The organism is Niallia sp. HCP3S3_B10 (genome assembly GCF_052064465.1).
GTDB lineage: Bacteria > Bacillota > Bacilli > Bacillales > Cytobacillaceae > Niallia > Niallia hominis.
The window spans coordinates 47,790-65,266 of record NZ_JBQHVO010000006.1 but is presented as its reverse complement, the minus strand read 5'-3'; the positions used below and the strand labels follow the sequence as shown (position 1 = coordinate 65,266).

Annotated in this window: 15 protein-coding genes and 1 pseudogene; all 16 read left to right on the top strand. The window is 36.2% G+C overall.

Annotated elements, in window-relative coordinates; all coding sequences use genetic code 11:
- The first annotated feature begins 141 nt into the window (after window positions 1-141).
- Entirely contained in the window at window positions 142-618 is a 477-nt protein-coding gene (locus ACTNDN_RS05175; RefSeq protein ID WP_035415917.1) for a chemotaxis protein CheW, read from the top strand.
- A gap of 2 nt (window positions 619-620) precedes the next feature.
- Window positions 621-1,259: a chemotaxis protein CheC gene (locus ACTNDN_RS05170; protein WP_031534528.1), complete on the top strand. Its 639-nt coding sequence runs from the start codon at window positions 621-623 to the stop codon at window positions 1,257-1,259.
- Entirely contained in the window at window positions 1,252-1,749 is a 498-nt protein-coding gene (locus ACTNDN_RS05165) for a chemotaxis protein CheD (RefSeq protein ID WP_081836533.1), read from the top strand. Before ACTNDN_RS05170 ends, ACTNDN_RS05165 begins: the two co-directional genes overlap by 8 nt.
- 722 nt (window positions 1,750-2,471) lie before the next feature.
- Window positions 2,472-3,236: a FliA/WhiG family RNA polymerase sigma factor gene (locus tag ACTNDN_RS05160; protein ID WP_284561329.1), complete on the top strand. Its 765-nt coding sequence runs from the start codon at window positions 2,472-2,474 to the stop codon at window positions 3,234-3,236.
- An 18-nt stretch (window positions 3,237-3,254) separates the two neighbouring features.
- Window positions 3,255-3,563 (top strand): hypothetical protein, encoded by a 309-nt coding sequence (locus ACTNDN_RS05155; protein WP_031534533.1) that lies wholly within the window; start codon window positions 3,255-3,257, stop codon window positions 3,561-3,563.
- A gap of 9 nt (window positions 3,564-3,572) precedes the next feature.
- Complete coding sequence (locus ACTNDN_RS05150) at window positions 3,573-4,136, top strand: hypothetical protein (RefSeq protein ID WP_031534535.1); 564 nt, start codon at window positions 3,573-3,575, stop codon at window positions 4,134-4,136.
- Between the two features lie 150 nt (window positions 4,137-4,286).
- Entirely contained in the window at window positions 4,287-4,988 is a 702-nt protein-coding gene (gene rpsB, locus ACTNDN_RS05145) for a 30S ribosomal protein S2 (protein ID WP_031534537.1), read from the top strand.
- Between the two features lie 197 nt (window positions 4,989-5,185).
- Window positions 5,186-6,070, top strand: a complete 885-nt coding sequence (gene tsf / locus ACTNDN_RS05140) for a translation elongation factor Ts (protein WP_031534538.1) — start codon at window positions 5,186-5,188, stop codon at window positions 6,068-6,070.
- A gap of 93 nt (window positions 6,071-6,163) precedes the next feature.
- The gene (gene pyrH, locus ACTNDN_RS05135) at window positions 6,164-6,898 is read left to right on the top strand and encodes a UMP kinase (protein WP_031534539.1); all 735 of its coding nucleotides are present in this window, start codon (window positions 6,164-6,166) and stop codon (window positions 6,896-6,898) included.
- Window positions 6,891-7,448: a ribosome recycling factor gene (gene frr / locus ACTNDN_RS05130; protein WP_031534542.1), complete on the top strand. Its 558-nt coding sequence runs from the start codon at window positions 6,891-6,893 to the stop codon at window positions 7,446-7,448. Before pyrH ends, frr begins: the two co-directional genes overlap by 8 nt.
- 711 nt (window positions 7,449-8,159) lie before the next feature.
- Window positions 8,160-8,936 carry an isoprenyl transferase gene (locus ACTNDN_RS05125; protein ID WP_031534544.1) on the top strand — a complete coding sequence of 259 codons (777 nt, stop codon included), beginning with the start codon at window positions 8,160-8,162 and terminating at the stop codon, window positions 8,934-8,936.
- A gap of 17 nt (window positions 8,937-8,953) precedes the next feature.
- Window positions 8,954-9,736: a phosphatidate cytidylyltransferase gene (locus ACTNDN_RS05120; RefSeq protein WP_031534546.1), complete on the top strand. Its 783-nt coding sequence runs from the start codon at window positions 8,954-8,956 to the stop codon at window positions 9,734-9,736.
- Between the two features lie 38 nt (window positions 9,737-9,774).
- Entirely contained in the window at window positions 9,775-10,917 is a 1,143-nt protein-coding gene (dxr, locus tag ACTNDN_RS05115) for a 1-deoxy-D-xylulose-5-phosphate reductoisomerase (protein WP_031534547.1), read from the top strand.
- 15 nt (window positions 10,918-10,932) lie between these two features.
- Entirely contained in the window at window positions 10,933-12,198 is a 1,266-nt protein-coding gene (rseP, locus tag ACTNDN_RS05110; protein ID WP_031534548.1) for an RIP metalloprotease RseP, read from the top strand.
- A 120-nt stretch (window positions 12,199-12,318) separates the two neighbouring features.
- Window positions 12,319-14,025: a proline--tRNA ligase gene (locus ACTNDN_RS05105; protein ID WP_441130818.1), complete on the top strand. Its 1,707-nt coding sequence runs from the start codon at window positions 12,319-12,321 to the stop codon at window positions 14,023-14,025.
- 155 nt (window positions 14,026-14,180) lie between these two features.
- Window positions 14,181-17,099: pseudogene (locus ACTNDN_RS05100) on the top strand (PolC-type DNA polymerase III); the annotation flags it as partial.
- Between the last annotated feature and the right edge of the window lie 378 nt (window positions 17,100-17,477).

The following is a 17,477-nucleotide window of genomic DNA, read 5'->3' as shown; positions in this document are numbered from 1 at the left end:
ATACCCATTAATATGGCAAACACATCAAATGGTGGAAATGTTAATGCATGCTATAAAATGACATAAAGCATCACTTAGGTGATGATAAAGACTCTTTGGCTTTAGTATGTAGATAAGGTTAATTGGAGAGGGATGAAAAAGATGAGTGATGCAGTTTCAACAGACGAAAAATTAATAATATTTGAATTGAAAGGAAAGGAATATGCTATTTCTGTCAATGAAGTCATGTCCATTGAAAAGAATATGCATATTACTAGAATTCCAAATATCGCTCCTTTTGTTAAAGGTGTGATTAATTTAAGAGGAGTAGTAACGCCGATTATTGATTTACGGCTTCGGTTTAATTTGGAAGAAATTCCTTACACAGAAAGTACAAGAATCATCATTATTATGTTAGAAGATATGGAAGTAGGCATTATTGTTGATTCAGCCAATGATGTTGTAGATGTAGATACTGCTTTATATGAGCCAGCTCCAGAAACCATTAATGGGGATGAGGTTGATTATATTAAAGGGGTAGTCAAGCTTGATAAACGTTTACTAATTCTTGTAGATTTAGAAAAAGTGTTTGACCGCACTATTTTAAGAAATTATTCTACTACTAAAAGTGATGAATAAGCATGGGTTATATAAATGATATTGATTCAATGAAGCTTGATGTATTAAGAGAAATTGGTAATATTGGGGCAGGACACGCTGCAACCTCTTTGTCAAAGCTCCTTAATAAAAAGATTGATATGAAGGTGCCTGATGTTCAAATTGTAACATTTGATGAAATGATGGAAATGGCTGGAGGGGCAGATAATATTGTTGCAGGAGTTTTCTTAAGAATAGAGGGCGATGTTCCTGGAAGTATGTTCTTTATTCTTCCTATCGAGCAGGCAACTAAATTTGTCCAGGATATGATTGGAGATACTTCTGTTAACTTTGCACTGCCATATGATGAGTTATCTATTTCAGCATTACAGGAATTGGGAAATATTTTATCTGGTTCCTATTTATCTTCCTTATCCGATTTCACGCAGCTATCCTTATATCCATCTGTTCCAGCGCTTGCCATTGACATGGTTGGCGCGATTGTTACATATGGATTAGTCGAACATTCACAAGTAAGCGATTATGCAATTGTCATCAATACAGAATTGAATGGAGAAGATATTAAGCTTTCTGATACTGTAAATGGACATTTCTTTTTATTGCCTGATCCAGACTCTTTTAGCACATTATTTCAGTCATTAGGAGTGAAAGATGGTGACTGAACAGACTACAGTGATAAAAGTTGGAATTGCTGATATGAATGTGGTACATCCTCCTAACACGATTCGAACCTCAGGACTCGGATCCTGTGTAGGAATTGTATTATATAGTCCAATGAAATCTATTGCTGGATTAGCACATATCATGCTGCCAGAAGCGTCTATTTCAAAATCTGGAACTATAAATAAGGCTAAATTTGCAGATACAGCGATTATTGAATTAGTGGAACGTTTAGAAGGGTTAGGGGTAAAAAGACATTCCTTATTAGCCAAAATTGCTGGCGGAGCGCAAATGTTTCAGTTTAATGGAACAAGCGATGTTATGAGAATAGGTCCTAGAAATGTAGAAGCAGTGAAAAATACATTGGAAGCATTAAGGATTAAAATAGTTAGTGAAGATGTAGGGGGGAATAGCGGAAGAACAATTGAATTTTCCCCAGCTACCCATCAATTAACGATTCGTACGGTGAACAAAGGAATACATATTATCTAAGTTGGACGAAAGTAGTTTGTTTAATGAACCGAATAGGAGTGAAGAATAAGACTGTCTCTCGTTAAAAAGAATTCCTATTCTATAGGTTATTCTTTGTTAAGAGCTAGTCTTTTTTTGCTGCTTTTTTATTGAATAAATACTATAGCAGTTTAACTGGAATGCTCCCATCGAGATTCTGTGAACATATTGTGGCCGAAAAGAAAACTTCTTATTTTTGAAGCAAATTTATAATAAGTCTTTATACCTATTTTTTGTAGCGGTATTAGAAAGGATAGATAAAAAATCATGTCTTCTGCTAAAATCAATAGTGAAATATATACATAAAAAGGGACGAAGTATCTTAATTATAATTCTTATTTTTTTGCTGAATGGATAGGAATGTAAAGGATAAAAATAAAAAGCACGAAAATGAAAAAATGGGACGACCTATTCTCTGTTCCTACTCCTAAACATAAGTAAGACTCTCACTTCTTGCTTTTTATAATTCAAAAGATAACAGGGAGACGAACCGTCCTTACATGTCCGAGGATTCAGCTGACCATTAGTGGGAGAAGGGGAAAGCCTGCTGATGAGTGTTCATTTTAGTGAATGGCTTTATAAATGTAGTTTTCTTGTAGAAAAAGGAAAGGAAAGAATGAAAGTCTCTTTCTCCTTTACGATTATAGACAGAAAAGATTTAGTGCGAATGTTAATGTTCACTGTTTTTTAGAGGAGGGTATTTAATGGCCAATGAGTCAACAACAGAAGAAAAGCAAGCATGGGAATTGTGGATTAGTTCGAGAGATCAAGAAGCAGGCAACCAGTTAATAAAGAAGTATATGCCTTTAGTTAGTTTTCATGTGCAAAGAATATCCATAGGATTACCGAAAAGTGTGTCGCGAGACGAATTAACGAGCCTCGGGATGATGGGTTTATATGATGCTTTACAACGATTTGATCCAAATAGAGACTTAAAGTTTGATACATATGCATCTTTTCGGATTAGAGGAAGTATTATTGATGGCCTTCGGAAGGAAGACTGGTTATCAAGGGGGACAAGGGAAAAGTCAAAGAAGATTGAAGCCGCAATTGAAAAACTGGAACAAAAATTAATGAGAAATATCACTGCACAGGAAGTTGCTGATGAATTAGGCACAAGTGTTGAAGAAGTGTATAGTACGATGAATGAACACTTTTTTGCCAACGTGCTATCTATTGATGAGCAGCTAAATGAGGGGGAGGAGAAAGAGGCACAAAGTTTTTCAATCCGAGATGATAAAACCATTATTCCAGAAGAAAAAGTTATCAAGGATGAATTAGTGCAAGAAATGGCAGAAAAAATTCAGGAGCTAAATGAGAAAGAACAGTTTGTTATTAGTTTGTTTTATAAAGAGGAATTAACGTTAACGGAAATCGGACAAGTAATGAATTTATCCACTTCAAGAATATCGCAAATACATTCAAAAGCTATCTTTAAATTAAGGCATTCTTTAGAAAAAGTAATCTAATGAAATGGGTGAAGGCATATGAGTTTGAAGGCAATAGAAATGCAAGTTGCTCTACCAAGAACTTATGATGCAGGAAAGCTTCAAGAACAACAAGATCAGAAACATCAGCAAATGTATTCTTTCGCTGCCAAAGAAGCTGGAAAAGAAGAGGAAAGAAAAAGAATAACGGTCATAAAGGGAGAAGGAAAGGGAAAAGTCAATTCTAATAAAAAGGGAGATAAACACCTTCACGAACAAACAAGGAGTGAAGAAAAGAAGGAGTTTAACGAAATAGAGAATACCACGATACACCCATATAAGGGACAAAGTATCGACTTTAGTGGATAGAGGGATAAAATGGTTAACTTTTTACTTTTTTTAAGCATTACATTAAATTTAATCGCTATACTTAGTATTGTCATTTTATATCTTAGACAAAACCGGTTTGTCGACATAGAAAAAGAACAGAAAAAGAATATAGAGGAAATGGAAGAAATAATTTCTACCTTTATATCGGAAATTAAAGAGGATAATGAACAGTTTATCGAAAAGCTTTATTCATTCCAACCTAAAGTAATACAACAGGAGAAGCGAGAGGAAAAAGAGATGGATGATGCGACAAACGTTGACTTTAAGCCGAAAGAGTTGAAAGGGAATAAAGCCATGTTAAATGTATATAAAAATACCTCTCCTTCTCCGTCTGAACGAGAAAATAATAAAGAAGATAGACTAGAGAAGGAAGATATGGAAGAGCTGTTGAACTTAATCCTTCCGCCAGAGAAAGAAAAGAAGGAAAAGTCTATTGCTGAATTAGCCTCTGAGATGCAAGCAGAAGGAAAAAGCATTGAGGAAATAGCGAAAACATTAAATAAAGGCAAGACAGAAATGGAGCTACTCCTTAAATTTAGACAAAATTCGTAAATATACTTGATTGTATGTAGTACATATGCTATATTAACAAATGGTGTTAATACACACGCTTTTGGATTTAATCATTGGTGCTGTATTATTTACAGTTTTGATTAAAAATGAAAAAAGCGGAGGAAATCAAAACCATTAGGAGGAAAAAACATGTCAGTTATTTCAATGAAACAATTACTTGAAGCTGGTGTACATTTCGGTCACCAAACTCGCCGTTGGAACCCAAAAATGAAAAAATATATTTTCACAGAGCGTAACGGCATTTACATCATCGACCTTCAAAAAACAGTTAAAAAGGTTGAAGAAGCTTATAACTATGTGAAAGAATTAGCTGGAAACGGCGGTACAGTTCTTTTCGTTGGTACGAAAAAGCAAGCACAAGATTCAGTTAAAGAGGAAGCTATCCGTTCTGGTCAATACTATGTAAACCAACGCTGGTTAGGTGGAACTTTAACTAACTTTGAAACGATTCAAAAGCGTATTGCTCGTCTTAAAGATATCGAAAGAATGTCTGAAGATGGCACTTTTGAAGTACTTCCTAAAAAAGAAGTAGTTCAATTAAACAAAGAGCTTGAGCGTTTAGAAAAATTCCTAGGCGGAATTAAAGATATGAAGAAGATTCCTGACTGCTTATTCATCGTAGATCCACGTAAAGAACGTATTGCAGTTGCAGAAGCTCATAAATTAAATATTCCAATCGTTGGTATTGTTGATACTAACTGTGATCCAGACGAAATTGATGTTGTTATTCCTGCGAATGATGATGCAATCCGTGCTGTTAAATTATTAACTGCAAAAATGGCAGATGCAATTCTTGAAGCTAAACAAGGCGAAGAAGTAACTTCTGCTTAATAGAACCGCATGACTTGTTACGAATGAGTTTAGGATCAATTTGATTGAACTTAATGGATAATAAGTATTTGTTTAGGGACTTGTGGAAAAGGTGATAAAGAGCATCCCTCTTATCACCTTTTTTTCAAGCATCCTGCTTAAAAGTGAAATAAAATGGTAAAAAAAATAATACATAAACCTTAAGGAGGCAAATTACTATGGCTGTTACAGCTCAAATGGTAAAAGAACTACGTGAAAAAACTGGTGCTGGAATGATGGATTGTAAAAAAGCACTTACTGAAACGAATGGAGATTTAGATAAAGCGATTGACTTCTTACGTGAAAAAGGTATTGCAAGTGCTGCTAAGAAAGCAGACCGTGTAGCTGCTGAAGGTTCAACTTATATCGCTGTAGAAGGTAATGAAGCAGTTATTCTTGAAGTAAACTCTGAAACTGATTTCGTTGCGAAAAACGAAGGTTTTCAAAACTTAGTAAACGAACTTGCTACACATTTATTAGCAACTAAACCTGCAACTGTAGAAGAAGCACATGCTTCAAACATTACGGAAGGTACAACAGTTGAATCACATATCAATGCAGCAATCGCTAAAATCGGTGAAAAATTATCTCTACGTCGTTTTGAAATCAAAACAAAAACAGATAATGATTCATTTGGTGCTTATCTTCACATGGGCGGACGCATTGGTGTTCTAACTGTATTAGAAGGAACTACTGATGATTCTGCTGCTAAAGATGTTGCAATGCACATTGCTGCATTAAATCCTAAATATGTATCTCGTGACCAAGTTTCTCAAGAAGAAGTGGCACATGAGAAAGAAGTATTAACACAACAAGCGCTTAACGAAGGAAAACCAGCTAAAATCGTTGAGAAAATGGTTGAAGGCCGCTTAAGCAAATATTTTGAAGATGTATGTGCACTTGATCAAACATTTGTTAAAAACCCTGACCAAAAGGTTCGTCAATTTGTAGAATCTAAAGGTGCTACTTTACGTGAATTCGTTCGTTACGAAGTGGGAGAAGGAATCGAAAAACGTGAAGATAACTTCGCTGAAGAAGTTATGAACCAAGTAAATAAGAAATAATAATAAATAAATGATTGATTAATTCATGTTATCATAGGGGGCACCACGGTGTTCCCTATTTTTCAAGATATTTCAAATATAGCGGAGGTTTCCATGAGTAGTAATCCAAAATATAAACGTGTTGTTCTGAAATTAAGTGGTGAAGCATTAGCTGGTGAAGCTGGATTTGGTATCAATCCAAGTGTAATCAAAAACGTAGCACAGCAAGTGAAGGAAGTTGCAGATCTTGGTGTAGAAGCGGCTGTAGTTGTTGGCGGTGGAAATATTTGGCGCGGTAAAATCGGGGAAGAAATGGGAATGGACCGAGCGAACGCTGATTATATGGGAATGCTTGCTACTGTTATGAATTCATTGGCACTTCAAGATAGTTTAGAGCAAATGGGCATTGAAACACGTGTACAATCTTCAATTGAAATGAGACAGGTAGCGGAGCCTTATATTAGAAGACGTGCCATTCGACATCTTGAGAAGAAACGTGTTGTGATTTTTGCTGCAGGAACTGGAAACCCTTATTTCTCAACAGATACAACAGCTGCCCTAAGAGCTGCTGAAATAGAGGCAGACGTTATTTTAATGGCAAAAAATAATGTGGACGGTGTATATTCAGCAGATCCGAAAGTAGATAAAACTGCAACGAAATTTGAAGAACTTACTTATTTTGATGTGATTAAAGACGGTCTTGCAGTAATGGATTCAACTGCTTCATCATTATGTATGGACAATGACATTCCGTTAATCGTGTTCTCTATCATGGAAGACGGCAATATTAAGAGAGCGGTAATGGGTGAGACAATTGGAACAATCGTGAGGGGGAAAAATAATGCCTAAACAAGTTATTGCAAATACAAAGGAAAAAATGAATAAAGCGATTCAAAGCTATTCACGTGAGCTTGCAAGTATTCGTGCAGGTAGAGCTAATGCTTCCTTATTAGATCGAATTACAGTAGATTATTATGGTGCACCAACACCAATCAATCAAATTGCTGGTATTAGTGTTCCAGAAGCTAGGTTGCTTGTAATTCAACCGTATGATAAAACGATTCTTGGAGATATTGAAAAAGCAATTCTTAAATCTGATATTGGATTAAATCCTTCAAACGATGGAAGTGTTATCCGTCTTTCTATTCCAATGCTTACAGAAGAGCGTCGTAAGGAATTAGTAAAGAACGTGAAAAAAGAATCCGAAGAAGCGAAAATTGCTATTCGTAATATCCGCCGAGACGGTAATGATGATCTAAAGAAATTAGAAAAAAACGGCGAAATCACAGAAGATGCACTACGCGGCTTTAATGAAGATATCCAAAAATTAACGGATGAATTCATTAGTAAAGTTGATGCGTTAACAAAAGAAAAAGAAAAAGAAATTTTAGAAGTATAACACTGCAAGGTACTAAGGTGTATTCTAATGAGAATTCTTTAGTTGATTCTTACAGCAATGGACACTAAACTTCTGCGGGAAGAGAGGGAAGTGGAAAAATCCCTGCAAGCTATAAGCCAAGGAGGCGCTCCTCCCATTTCTCTCCAAAAAAGCAAGTGTGTCTGGAGCGGAAATCAACGAGATTTGTTTATATGTTGATGAAACCCTCTACTATATAGGGGGTTTTTTTCTTCATCAAATTCATGTCTTTCTTTTCTAAAATTACTTTTTGTCTATTTAAGAGTAAGTTGTTTAAAGCAGATAAGAGAGGGAATAACTTCCTCCAGCTAGCAAGAATAGTGTTAAGTGATTACGTATAAATAAATCAATTTGAAAAGGATCAAAATTGTCCAAAATATTAATTTTTGTCCAAAAATAGCCAAAACTAGCTAGTTTTTTAATTCTTAGTTGCTTAAGCTGACTATTTTCCTATAATATAGAAAGGGAACTTATTGTGTTATCTTACTAGGGGATATGATAGGTTTATGGACACGAAGAATTTAATAGAAAAGTCGATCCTTGTATTATGCAATATCGTTATTATGATGATTATCTTAAAGCTAGTTGTTTAGTAGAGAATATAAACAGATACAGTTTAAATCATATACTGTATACATATAATCACTGTTAATAGTAAGATACGAAAGGGATCTATTTTGGAGGAGCTATTTTATGTTTAACAAAATAAGGTTATGGAAAAAGAAACCAATTTCTTCTAATTTCCAAGACCGCATATCTGCATTAAAAATGCGAAATATTCCAGAGCATGTTGCGATTATCATGGATGGTAATGGGCGATGGGCGAAAAAAAGAAAATTGCCGAGAATTGCTGGACATCATGAAGGAATGAAATGCGTTAAGCGGATTACAACCATCGCAAATGATCTTGGAATTAAAGTGTTAACTCTATATGCCTTTTCTACAGAAAATTGGAAAAGGCCAAAATCGGAAGTGGATTATATACTGTCCCTTCCAGAACAATTTCTTGGTACATTTTTGCCGGAATTAATAGAGAAAAATGTTCGTGTAACAGCGATTGGCTATACAGAGGGATTGCCTGAGTCTACACTTAATGCCTTAAATCGTGCTGTGGAACAAACAAAGCATAATACTGGTCTTCAATTAAACTTTGCCTTGAATTATGGTTCTCGAGCCGAAATCATAGACGCTGTTAAAGGTGTTGTAAAAGATAGTCAATCGGGGAAAATAGAGATAGACAACTTATCAGAAGAAATGTTTGCCTCTTATTTAATGACAGAAGAGATAATAGAGCCTGATTTATTAATTCGTACAAGTGGGGAAATAAGAATAAGTAATTTTATGCTATGGCAAATAGCTTATTCGGAACTTTATTTTACAGAAGTCTTATGGCCAGATTTTAGTGGCCAACATTTAATAGAAGCAATCGAAGAATTTCAAAACAGACAACGCCGTTTTGGCGGTGTCTGAAGAGAGTTGGTTTAGAGATGAAGCAAAGAATAATTACAGCAATTATTGCAATAGCCGTATTTTTGCCGTTCGTTTTAATCGGAAAGCTACCACTGGTACTTTTCACTTTTCTACTAGTCGGAATCGGCATATTTGAAATGTTTCGGATGAGAAAAATACCGTTTCTTTCTATTCCGGGAATTATTTCTTTAGTTACTGTATGGTTGATGGTACTACCTAACCATTATTTAAATATCACAAAAGTTGAAATAGGATTAATCGCTGTTTTATTGTATTTAACGTATATGGTTTTTTCTAAAAATAAATTTACATTTGATGATGTCGCATTTTCGATATTGGCTGTTATTTACATAGGAACTGGATTTCATTTCTTTATTGAAATTAGAGAAACACAATTAGCGTATCTTATTTATTCGTTATTTATTATTTGGGCAACAGACTCTGGGGCTTACTTTATAGGCAGAGCTATTGGAAAGCGAAAATTATGGCCAGAAATCAGTCCAAATAAAACAGTCGAAGGATTTGTTGGAGGGATTATCAGTGCTTTAGTGGTAGGGGTTCTATTTAGTGTGTTTGGCTACATAGAATGGTCTATAGGCTTTGCTTTTACTACCATTATCTTATCCATTTTTGGACAAATTGGGGATTTAACAGAATCAGCTTTAAAGCGCCATTATGATGTGAAGGATTCTGGTAGATTATTACCAGGACACGGTGGGATTCTGGATAGGTTTGATAGCCTTATCTTTGTCTGGCCACTGCTTTATTTTATCTTTGAACGATTTCTTGATTTAATTTAAAATAAAAGGTAGGAAATAATGGGTGTAGGAGTGAGGTAGTGAAGTATATTAGTTTGCTTGGGGCGACTGGATCGATTGGAACACAAACGTTGGATGTTATTAAAAATCATCCTGATATGTTTCAATTAGTTGCCTTTTCATCAGGAAGAAATTTAGAACTTACAAAAAAGATTATCGAAGAATTCAGACCATCACTTGTTTCCGTTTCAGAAAAAAGCGATTATGAGCAATTAAAACAAATTTTTCCGACCATTCATTTAAGCTATGGAATGGAAGGTCTAACGGAAGTAGCTGTCTTTGATAAAGCAGATATACTAGTTAATGCAGTAATTGGTAGTGTTGGGCTACATCCAACCTTACAAGCAATCGAAGCAAAAAAGGTTATAGCGATCGCAAATAAGGAGACATTAGTAACAGCAGGGCATATTGTGATGGAAGCTGCTGCAAAATATAATGTACCTATTTTACCAGTTGATAGTGAGCATTCGGCTATTTTTCAATGTTTACAAGGGGAAAATCAAAAGAATATTGAGCGCCTAATCATTACAGCCTCGGGTGGGAGCTTCCGAGATTTAAGCAGAACAGATTTAGAACAAGTGACAGTAGAAGATGCTTTGAATCATCCGAACTGGTCAATGGGTGCAAAAATTACGATAGATTCTGCAACAATGATGAATAAAGGATTGGAAGTAATTGAAGCACACTGGTTATTTGGGCTTCCGTATGAGAAAATAGATGTATTATTACATAAAGAAAGTATCATCCATTCGATGGTAGAATTTCATGATAGTAGTGTGATTGCTCAATTAGGGACACCAGATATGCGAATACCAATCCAATACGCCCTTTCCTATCCAGAGCGCCTTTCTGTTGCGAATGGGAAACGATTAGATTTGGCTACAATAGGAAAATTGCATTTTCAAGAAATGGATATGGAGAGATTTAAATGTCTTCATTTTGCTTATGAGGCAGGAAAAGCAGGCGGCACATTGCCAACCGTTTTAAATGCAGCAAATGAAGTGGCGGTTCAAAAGTTCTTAAATAACGAAATTAGCTTTCTGCAAATTGAAGACTTAATCGAAAAAGCACTAAATAGTCATCAGAATATACTAAACCCTAGTCTTGAAGTGATCCAAGAGGTTGACTTAGAAACAAGAAAAAGAGTAAGCACACTTCTATAAAAAGGTGGTTAAATTTTGTATACAGTTATAGCTTTTATCATCATTTTTGGTGCGTTAGTATTTTTTCACGAATTAGGGCATTTCGTTTTAGCTAAGCGTGCAGGTATTTTATGCCGTGAATTTGCAATTGGAATGGGACCTAAAGTTCTTTCCTTAAAAAAAGGAGAAACCGTATATACGATTCGTCTTCTACCAATTGGTGGCTATGTCCGTATGGCAGGGGAAGATCCAGAAATGGTCGATATTAAACCTGGCCATCGAATCGGTTTAATCCTAAATGAAAAGGAAGAAGTAACCAAAATCATTATTAATAATAAAGAGAAGTATCCAAATGCACGTGTTATTAATGTTGAGGATGCTGATTTAGAACATAAGCTCTTCATTAAAGGCTATGTTGAGGATGACTTGGAGGAAAAACTGCTTGTTTTTCCTATTAAAAAAGACGCGGTCTTCGTTGAGAATGGTGTTGAAACACAGATTGCGCCATATGACCGTCAGTTTGCAAGTAAGTCATTAGGACAACGAACGCTTGCTATTTTTGCAGGTCCTGCCATGAACTTTGTACTAGCTTTCCTTATTTTTATCGTTATCGCTCTATTACAAGGGATTCCTTCGAATGAAGCTAAGCTTGGTAAGCTAACAGATGATGGGGTGGCAATTAGTGCTGGGTTACACGAAGGTGATAATGTAATAAGTATTGATGGCCAGTCGGTTGGATCATGGAAAGAAGTTGTTTCTATCATTCAAAAGAGTCCAGGGGAAAATTTAGAATTTCTTATTGATCGTAATGGACAAGAAATGACGATTGATGTTACACCGAAGGAAACAGAAGTAGATGGGAAAACAATTGGGCTTGTTGGTGTATACAGCCCAATGGAAAAATCCCCATTAAAATCTATTCAATATGGAGCAACACAAACCTATACATGGACGAAAGATATTATTGGAGCAGTTGGAAAACTAGTAACAGGCCAATTTTCGATTGATGCATTAGGTGGTCCTGTAGCTATTTATCAATCAACAGATACTGTTGCTCAATCAGGCGTCTATTCCTTAATGAATTGGGCGGCTGTCTTAAGCATTAACTTAGGAATTATGAATCTACTTCCATTACCGGCATTGGATGGTGGACGCCTATTATTCTTTGCAATCGAAGCAGTTCGCGGTAAACCAATTGACCGACAAAAAGAAGGGTTGGTCCATTTTATTGGATTTGCTTTACTCATGCTGTTGATGATCGTTGTCACTTGGAATGATATCCAACGATTTTTTATACAGTAGGATACTTTTCATTCCCCTTTTATAAGGGGAATGTTGTTTTGTGGAGAAAAAATCAATCTAATCTATAGCTTTCTTCACAATAATAACAAACACATAAAAATATTAGAGGTGCAAACATAGATGAAGCAAAGTAAAATGTTAATTCCAACATTAAGAGAAGTACCAGCAGATGCTGATATTAAAAGCCATCAGCTATTATTAAGAGCAGGATATATTAGACAAAATGCAAGTGGTATCTATTCCTATTTGCCACTAGCAAATAAAGTAATAAAGAAAATTGAACAAATTATTCGCGAAGAAATGGATGCTGCAGGAGGAGTAGAACTTTTGATGCCTGCCTTGCAACAAGCCGAATTATGGCAGGAATCAGGCAGATGGTTTACTTATGGACCAGAATTAATGCGTCTTAAAGACCGCAATAGTCGTGAATTTGCATTAGGTGCAACCCATGAAGAAGTCATCACAAGCTTAGTTCGTGACGAAGTAAAATCGTATAAACGTCTGCCACTTACCCTTTATCAAATCCAAACGAAATTCAGAGATGAGAAAAGACCACGTTTTGGAATCTTGCGCGGCAGAGAGTTTATTATGAAGGATGCATACAGCTTCCATTCTTCCCATGAAAGCTTAGGGGAAGTTTATGATGCGATTTTCAAAGCATATTGCAATATTTTCGAGCGTTGCGGCTTAAATTATCGTGCAGTTATCGCAGACAGTGGTGCAATGGGCGGGAAGGATACCCATGAGTTCATGGTATTATCTGATGTAGGAGAAGATACTATTGCGTATTCAACAGAATCCAATTATGCTGCAAATATTGAAATGGCTCCTGTTATTAATTCCTACGAAAAAATGAACGAGCCTGCAAAAGAACTAGAAAAAGTAGAAACGAAAGAGCAGAAATCAATTGAAGAAGTTTCTTCTTTCTTAAATGTAGCAGCAGATAAATGCATAAAATCTCTTTTATTTAAAGTAGATGAAAAGTTTGTTCTAGTATTAGTTCGTGGAGACCATGAAGTAAATGATATAAAAGTGAAAAACTTATTAGAAGCAAATAGTGTAGAATTAGCAGATCATGCAGATACGGAAGCTGTTTTAGGAAGCAAGATTGGTTCATTAGGTCCAATTAATGTAAAAGATGTAGAAGTAATTGCCGATCATGCTGTGAAAGCAATTGTTAATGGTGTTTGTGGGGCAAATGAAGAGCATTTCCACTATGTGAATGTGAATCCTGAACGTGATTTTGCGGTTGATCAATATGCAGACATCCGTTTCATTCAAGAAGGGGACCTTTCACCAGACGGAAAAGGCACAATTACTTTTGCAAAAGGGATTGAAGTAGGACATGTCTTTAAGCTTGGTACTCGATATAGCGAAGCAATGGGTGCAACATATTTAGATGAAAATGGCAGAAGCCAGGCGCTTATTATGGGCTGCTATGGAATTGGTGTATCTAGAACGATGGCAGCAATTGTAGAGCAATTTAATGATGACAGAGGAATTGTATGGCCAAATACTATAGCTCCATTCGATGTTCATTTAATCACTGTCAATACAAAAGACGAAGCACAAAATGAATTAACAGATAAATTATATGCATCATTAAAAGCAAATCGTTTTGATGTATTAGTCGATGACCGCGCTGAGCGTGCTGGTGTGAAATTTGCTGACTCTGATTTAATTGGTTTACCAATTCGAATAACAGTTGGGAAAAAAGCATCTGAAGGAATCGTAGAAGTGAAAGTGAGAAGTACAGGAGAAATGCTAGAAGTTCATGAAAGCGAGCTTGCAGCTACCATTCTTCGCTTAACACAAGTAGAAGGATAATTGAAAAAGATAAAAAGAAAAAGATTTAGCAATTGGCTAAATCTTTTTCTTTTTGTGTATTCGATTGTATGCTAAACTGCATTAAGTAAAAGAACAGATTTTCTGTGCTATAATTATTTTTATAGAATTTAGTAAGATTGGAAGGAGCGACATAAATGAGTGATATACAGGGGAAAGTAGATCGTTTCCAGATTTTGTTGCAGCAATTGCAATTCACAGACGACCAATATATTTCCCATTTTCGCAACGCCAGCATTGAAAAAATTGTTGTCGAAAAGCGATCCAAGAAATGGCATTTTCATTTTTTGTTTGACGATATCATTCCATTTCAAGTCTATCAATTATTTACTGCAAAGTTAAGAAGTAGCTTTTCTCATATTGCTACTATTACGTATGATATTCGAGTAAGAAATGGAATCGTCACAGATGTATTAATTCGTGACTATTGGTCTGCATGTATAGAGGAAATGCAAGGAATCTCTCCACCGCTTTTAAAATTATTAAATGAGCAAGTGCCTCAATTTAATGGAAATAAGCTAACCATTCAAGTGAGAAATGAAATGGAAGGTTTAGCGATTAAACGAAAATATGCTAACTTGATTACCGATGCCTATCAATTTTTTGGCTTTCCTACAATGAGTTTAGATACAGAGATTGTACAGGAAAAATCGAATTCAGAGTATGAACAATTTTTACTAGCGAAGCAAAAAGAGGATGAGGAGAGAGGAAAGCAAGCATTATTAGACATTCAGAAGATGGAAGCTGATAAAGAAGCCGGCGATTCTCCAATACCTAGTGGTCCATTAACAATCGGATTAACGATTAAGGATGATAGTGACTATCGTCGTATGGAAGAGATAGTGGATGAAGAAAGACGTGTGACGGTCCAAGGCTATGTCTTTTTTGCTGAAACAAAAGAGCTTCGTAGTGGACGGACACTTCTAACCTTTAAAATTACAGATTACACAAGTTCTATTCTCGTAAAAATGTTCTCTCGTGATAAAGAAGATGCAGCACTTTTCCAATTAGTCAAAAAAGGTATGTGGCTCAGAGCGCGTGGAAGTATTCAAAATGATACCTTCGTTCGTGATTTAGTGATGATTGGAAATGATTTAAATGAAATAAAGGCTGTTGAACGGAAAGATACAGCAAAAGAGGATGAAAAGAGAGTAGAATTGCATCTTCATACTCCAATGAGTCAAATGGATGCAGTTTCATCTGTTGCTACACTTGTTGGGCAAGCGAAAAAATGGGGGCATAAAGCGATAGCTATCACAGACCACGCTGTTGCGCAATCATTCCCAGAAGCGTTTGGAGCTGGAAAGAAAAACGATGTCAAAATTCTTTACGGAGTAGAGATGAATCTAGTGGACGATGGCGTACCGATTGCCTATAATCCAAAGGATATCGTGCTAGAGGATGCCACGTATGTGGTATTTGACGTTGAGACAACAGGACTTTCAGCCGTATATAACACGATTATTGAGCTTGCAGCAGTGAAGATTCATAATGGGGAAATCATTGATCGATTTGAGTCATTTGCAAATCCGCATCATCGCCTTTCTGCGACAACGATAAATTTAACCGGTATTACTGATGATATGGTAGAAAGTGCACCTGAAATTGATATTGTCTTACGTAAGTTTGCAGAGTGGACAGGCGATAGTATTTTGGTTGCCCATAATGCTTCGTTTGACGTTGGGTTTTTAAATGTCGGTTACCAGAAAGCGGGATTGCCAAAATCGACAAATGCGGTCATTGATACATTGGAATTAGGTAGATTCTTATATCCGGAAATGAAAAATCACCGGTTGAATACATTAGCGAAGAAATTTGATATTGAATTAACCCAGCATCACCGCGCGATATATGATGCAGAGGCGACGGGGTATCTTGCGTTGAAAATGCTGAAGGATGCTTCTGAAAAGGGAATTCTTAATCATAATCAATTAAATGATAATATGGGGCAGGGAAATGCATACCAAAGAGCTCGTCCTTATCACTGTACCGTCCTTGCACAAACCGAGGTTGGCTTAAAAAATCTATTTAAGCTCGTATCAATTGCCCATATTAATTACTTCTATCGTGTTCCCCGTATTCCGAGATCTGTGTTGGAAAAATATAGAGAAGGTTTGCTAGTAGGCTCAGCCTGCGATAAAGGGGAAGTCTTTGAAGCGATGATGCAAAAGGCTCCTGAAGAAGTAGAAGATATTGCCCCATTTTATGATTATTTAGAGGTAATGCCAAAAGAGGTTTATGCTCATTTAATCGAAATGGAGCTAGTGCAAGATGAAAAAGCATTAGAAGAAATAATCGGTAATATCGTAAAGCTAGGCGATAAATTAGACATACCTGTTGTCGCAACGGGAAATGTTCATTATCAAAATCCAAATGATAAGATTTATCGAGAAATTTTGGTTGGATCACAAGGTGGAGCGAATCCACTGAATCGCCATAAGCTTCCAGATGTACATTTTAGAACAACGAATGAAATGTTAGACTGTTTCACCTTCCTCGGCAAAGAAAAGGCAAAGGAAATAGTCGTCACAAATACAAATAAAATCGCTGATATGATTGATGTCATTAAACCAATCAAGGATGATCTTTATACACCAAAAATTGAAGGCTCTGAAGAAGAAATGCGGGAAATGAGCTATGGAATGGCAAGAAGGATTTATGGGGATGAACTTCCTGAAATCGTAGAAGCCCGTTTGGAAAAAGAACTGAAGAGTATTATTGGTCATGGATTTGCCGTTATTTATTTGATTTCTCATAAACTCGTGAAAAAATCATTAGATGATGGATATTTAGTAGGTTCCCGTGGATCTGTTGGTTCTTCTTTTGTCGCCACGATGACAGAAATAACCGAGGTTAATCCGCTTCCTCCTCATTATATTTGCGCAGAATGTAAATATTCGGAGTTCTTTAACGATGGTTCTGTTGGGTCTGGATTTGACTTGCCGGATAAAAATTGTCCTAACTGTGGGGCGCGGTTGAAGAAAGATGGTCATGATATTCCGTTTGAAACTTTCCTTGGATTTAAAGGGGATAAGGTACCTGATATTGATTTGAGTGCGCCACGTTATCAATTGAAAAGATTGGTCACTAGCTTTTGCTAGGAGAACTGTTAACTCAAAGTGTGGAATGATAGGGTAACGCCTTGAAACACACTCACTGAATCTGCGGCAAGCGAAGGAAATAATGTAAATAGTTAAACTCGTTTGAAGCCCGCTAAAGTCGGCTGAAGTTTACCCTAACACATAATGGTGAGGCAAGACCCTAATAGAGTTGTAAACGATAGGCCGGGTGTCTACAAAACTTCTATGGTTAGTATGGATAGAGTTATCTGGACGAATCCTCGACTGACTCTTCGTGAATGTCACTAAGTAGAAATGCTTAGGGGTCCTAATAGGACTTTCTAGTGTGGATGAGTAAACGTTAGGTTATGAAAA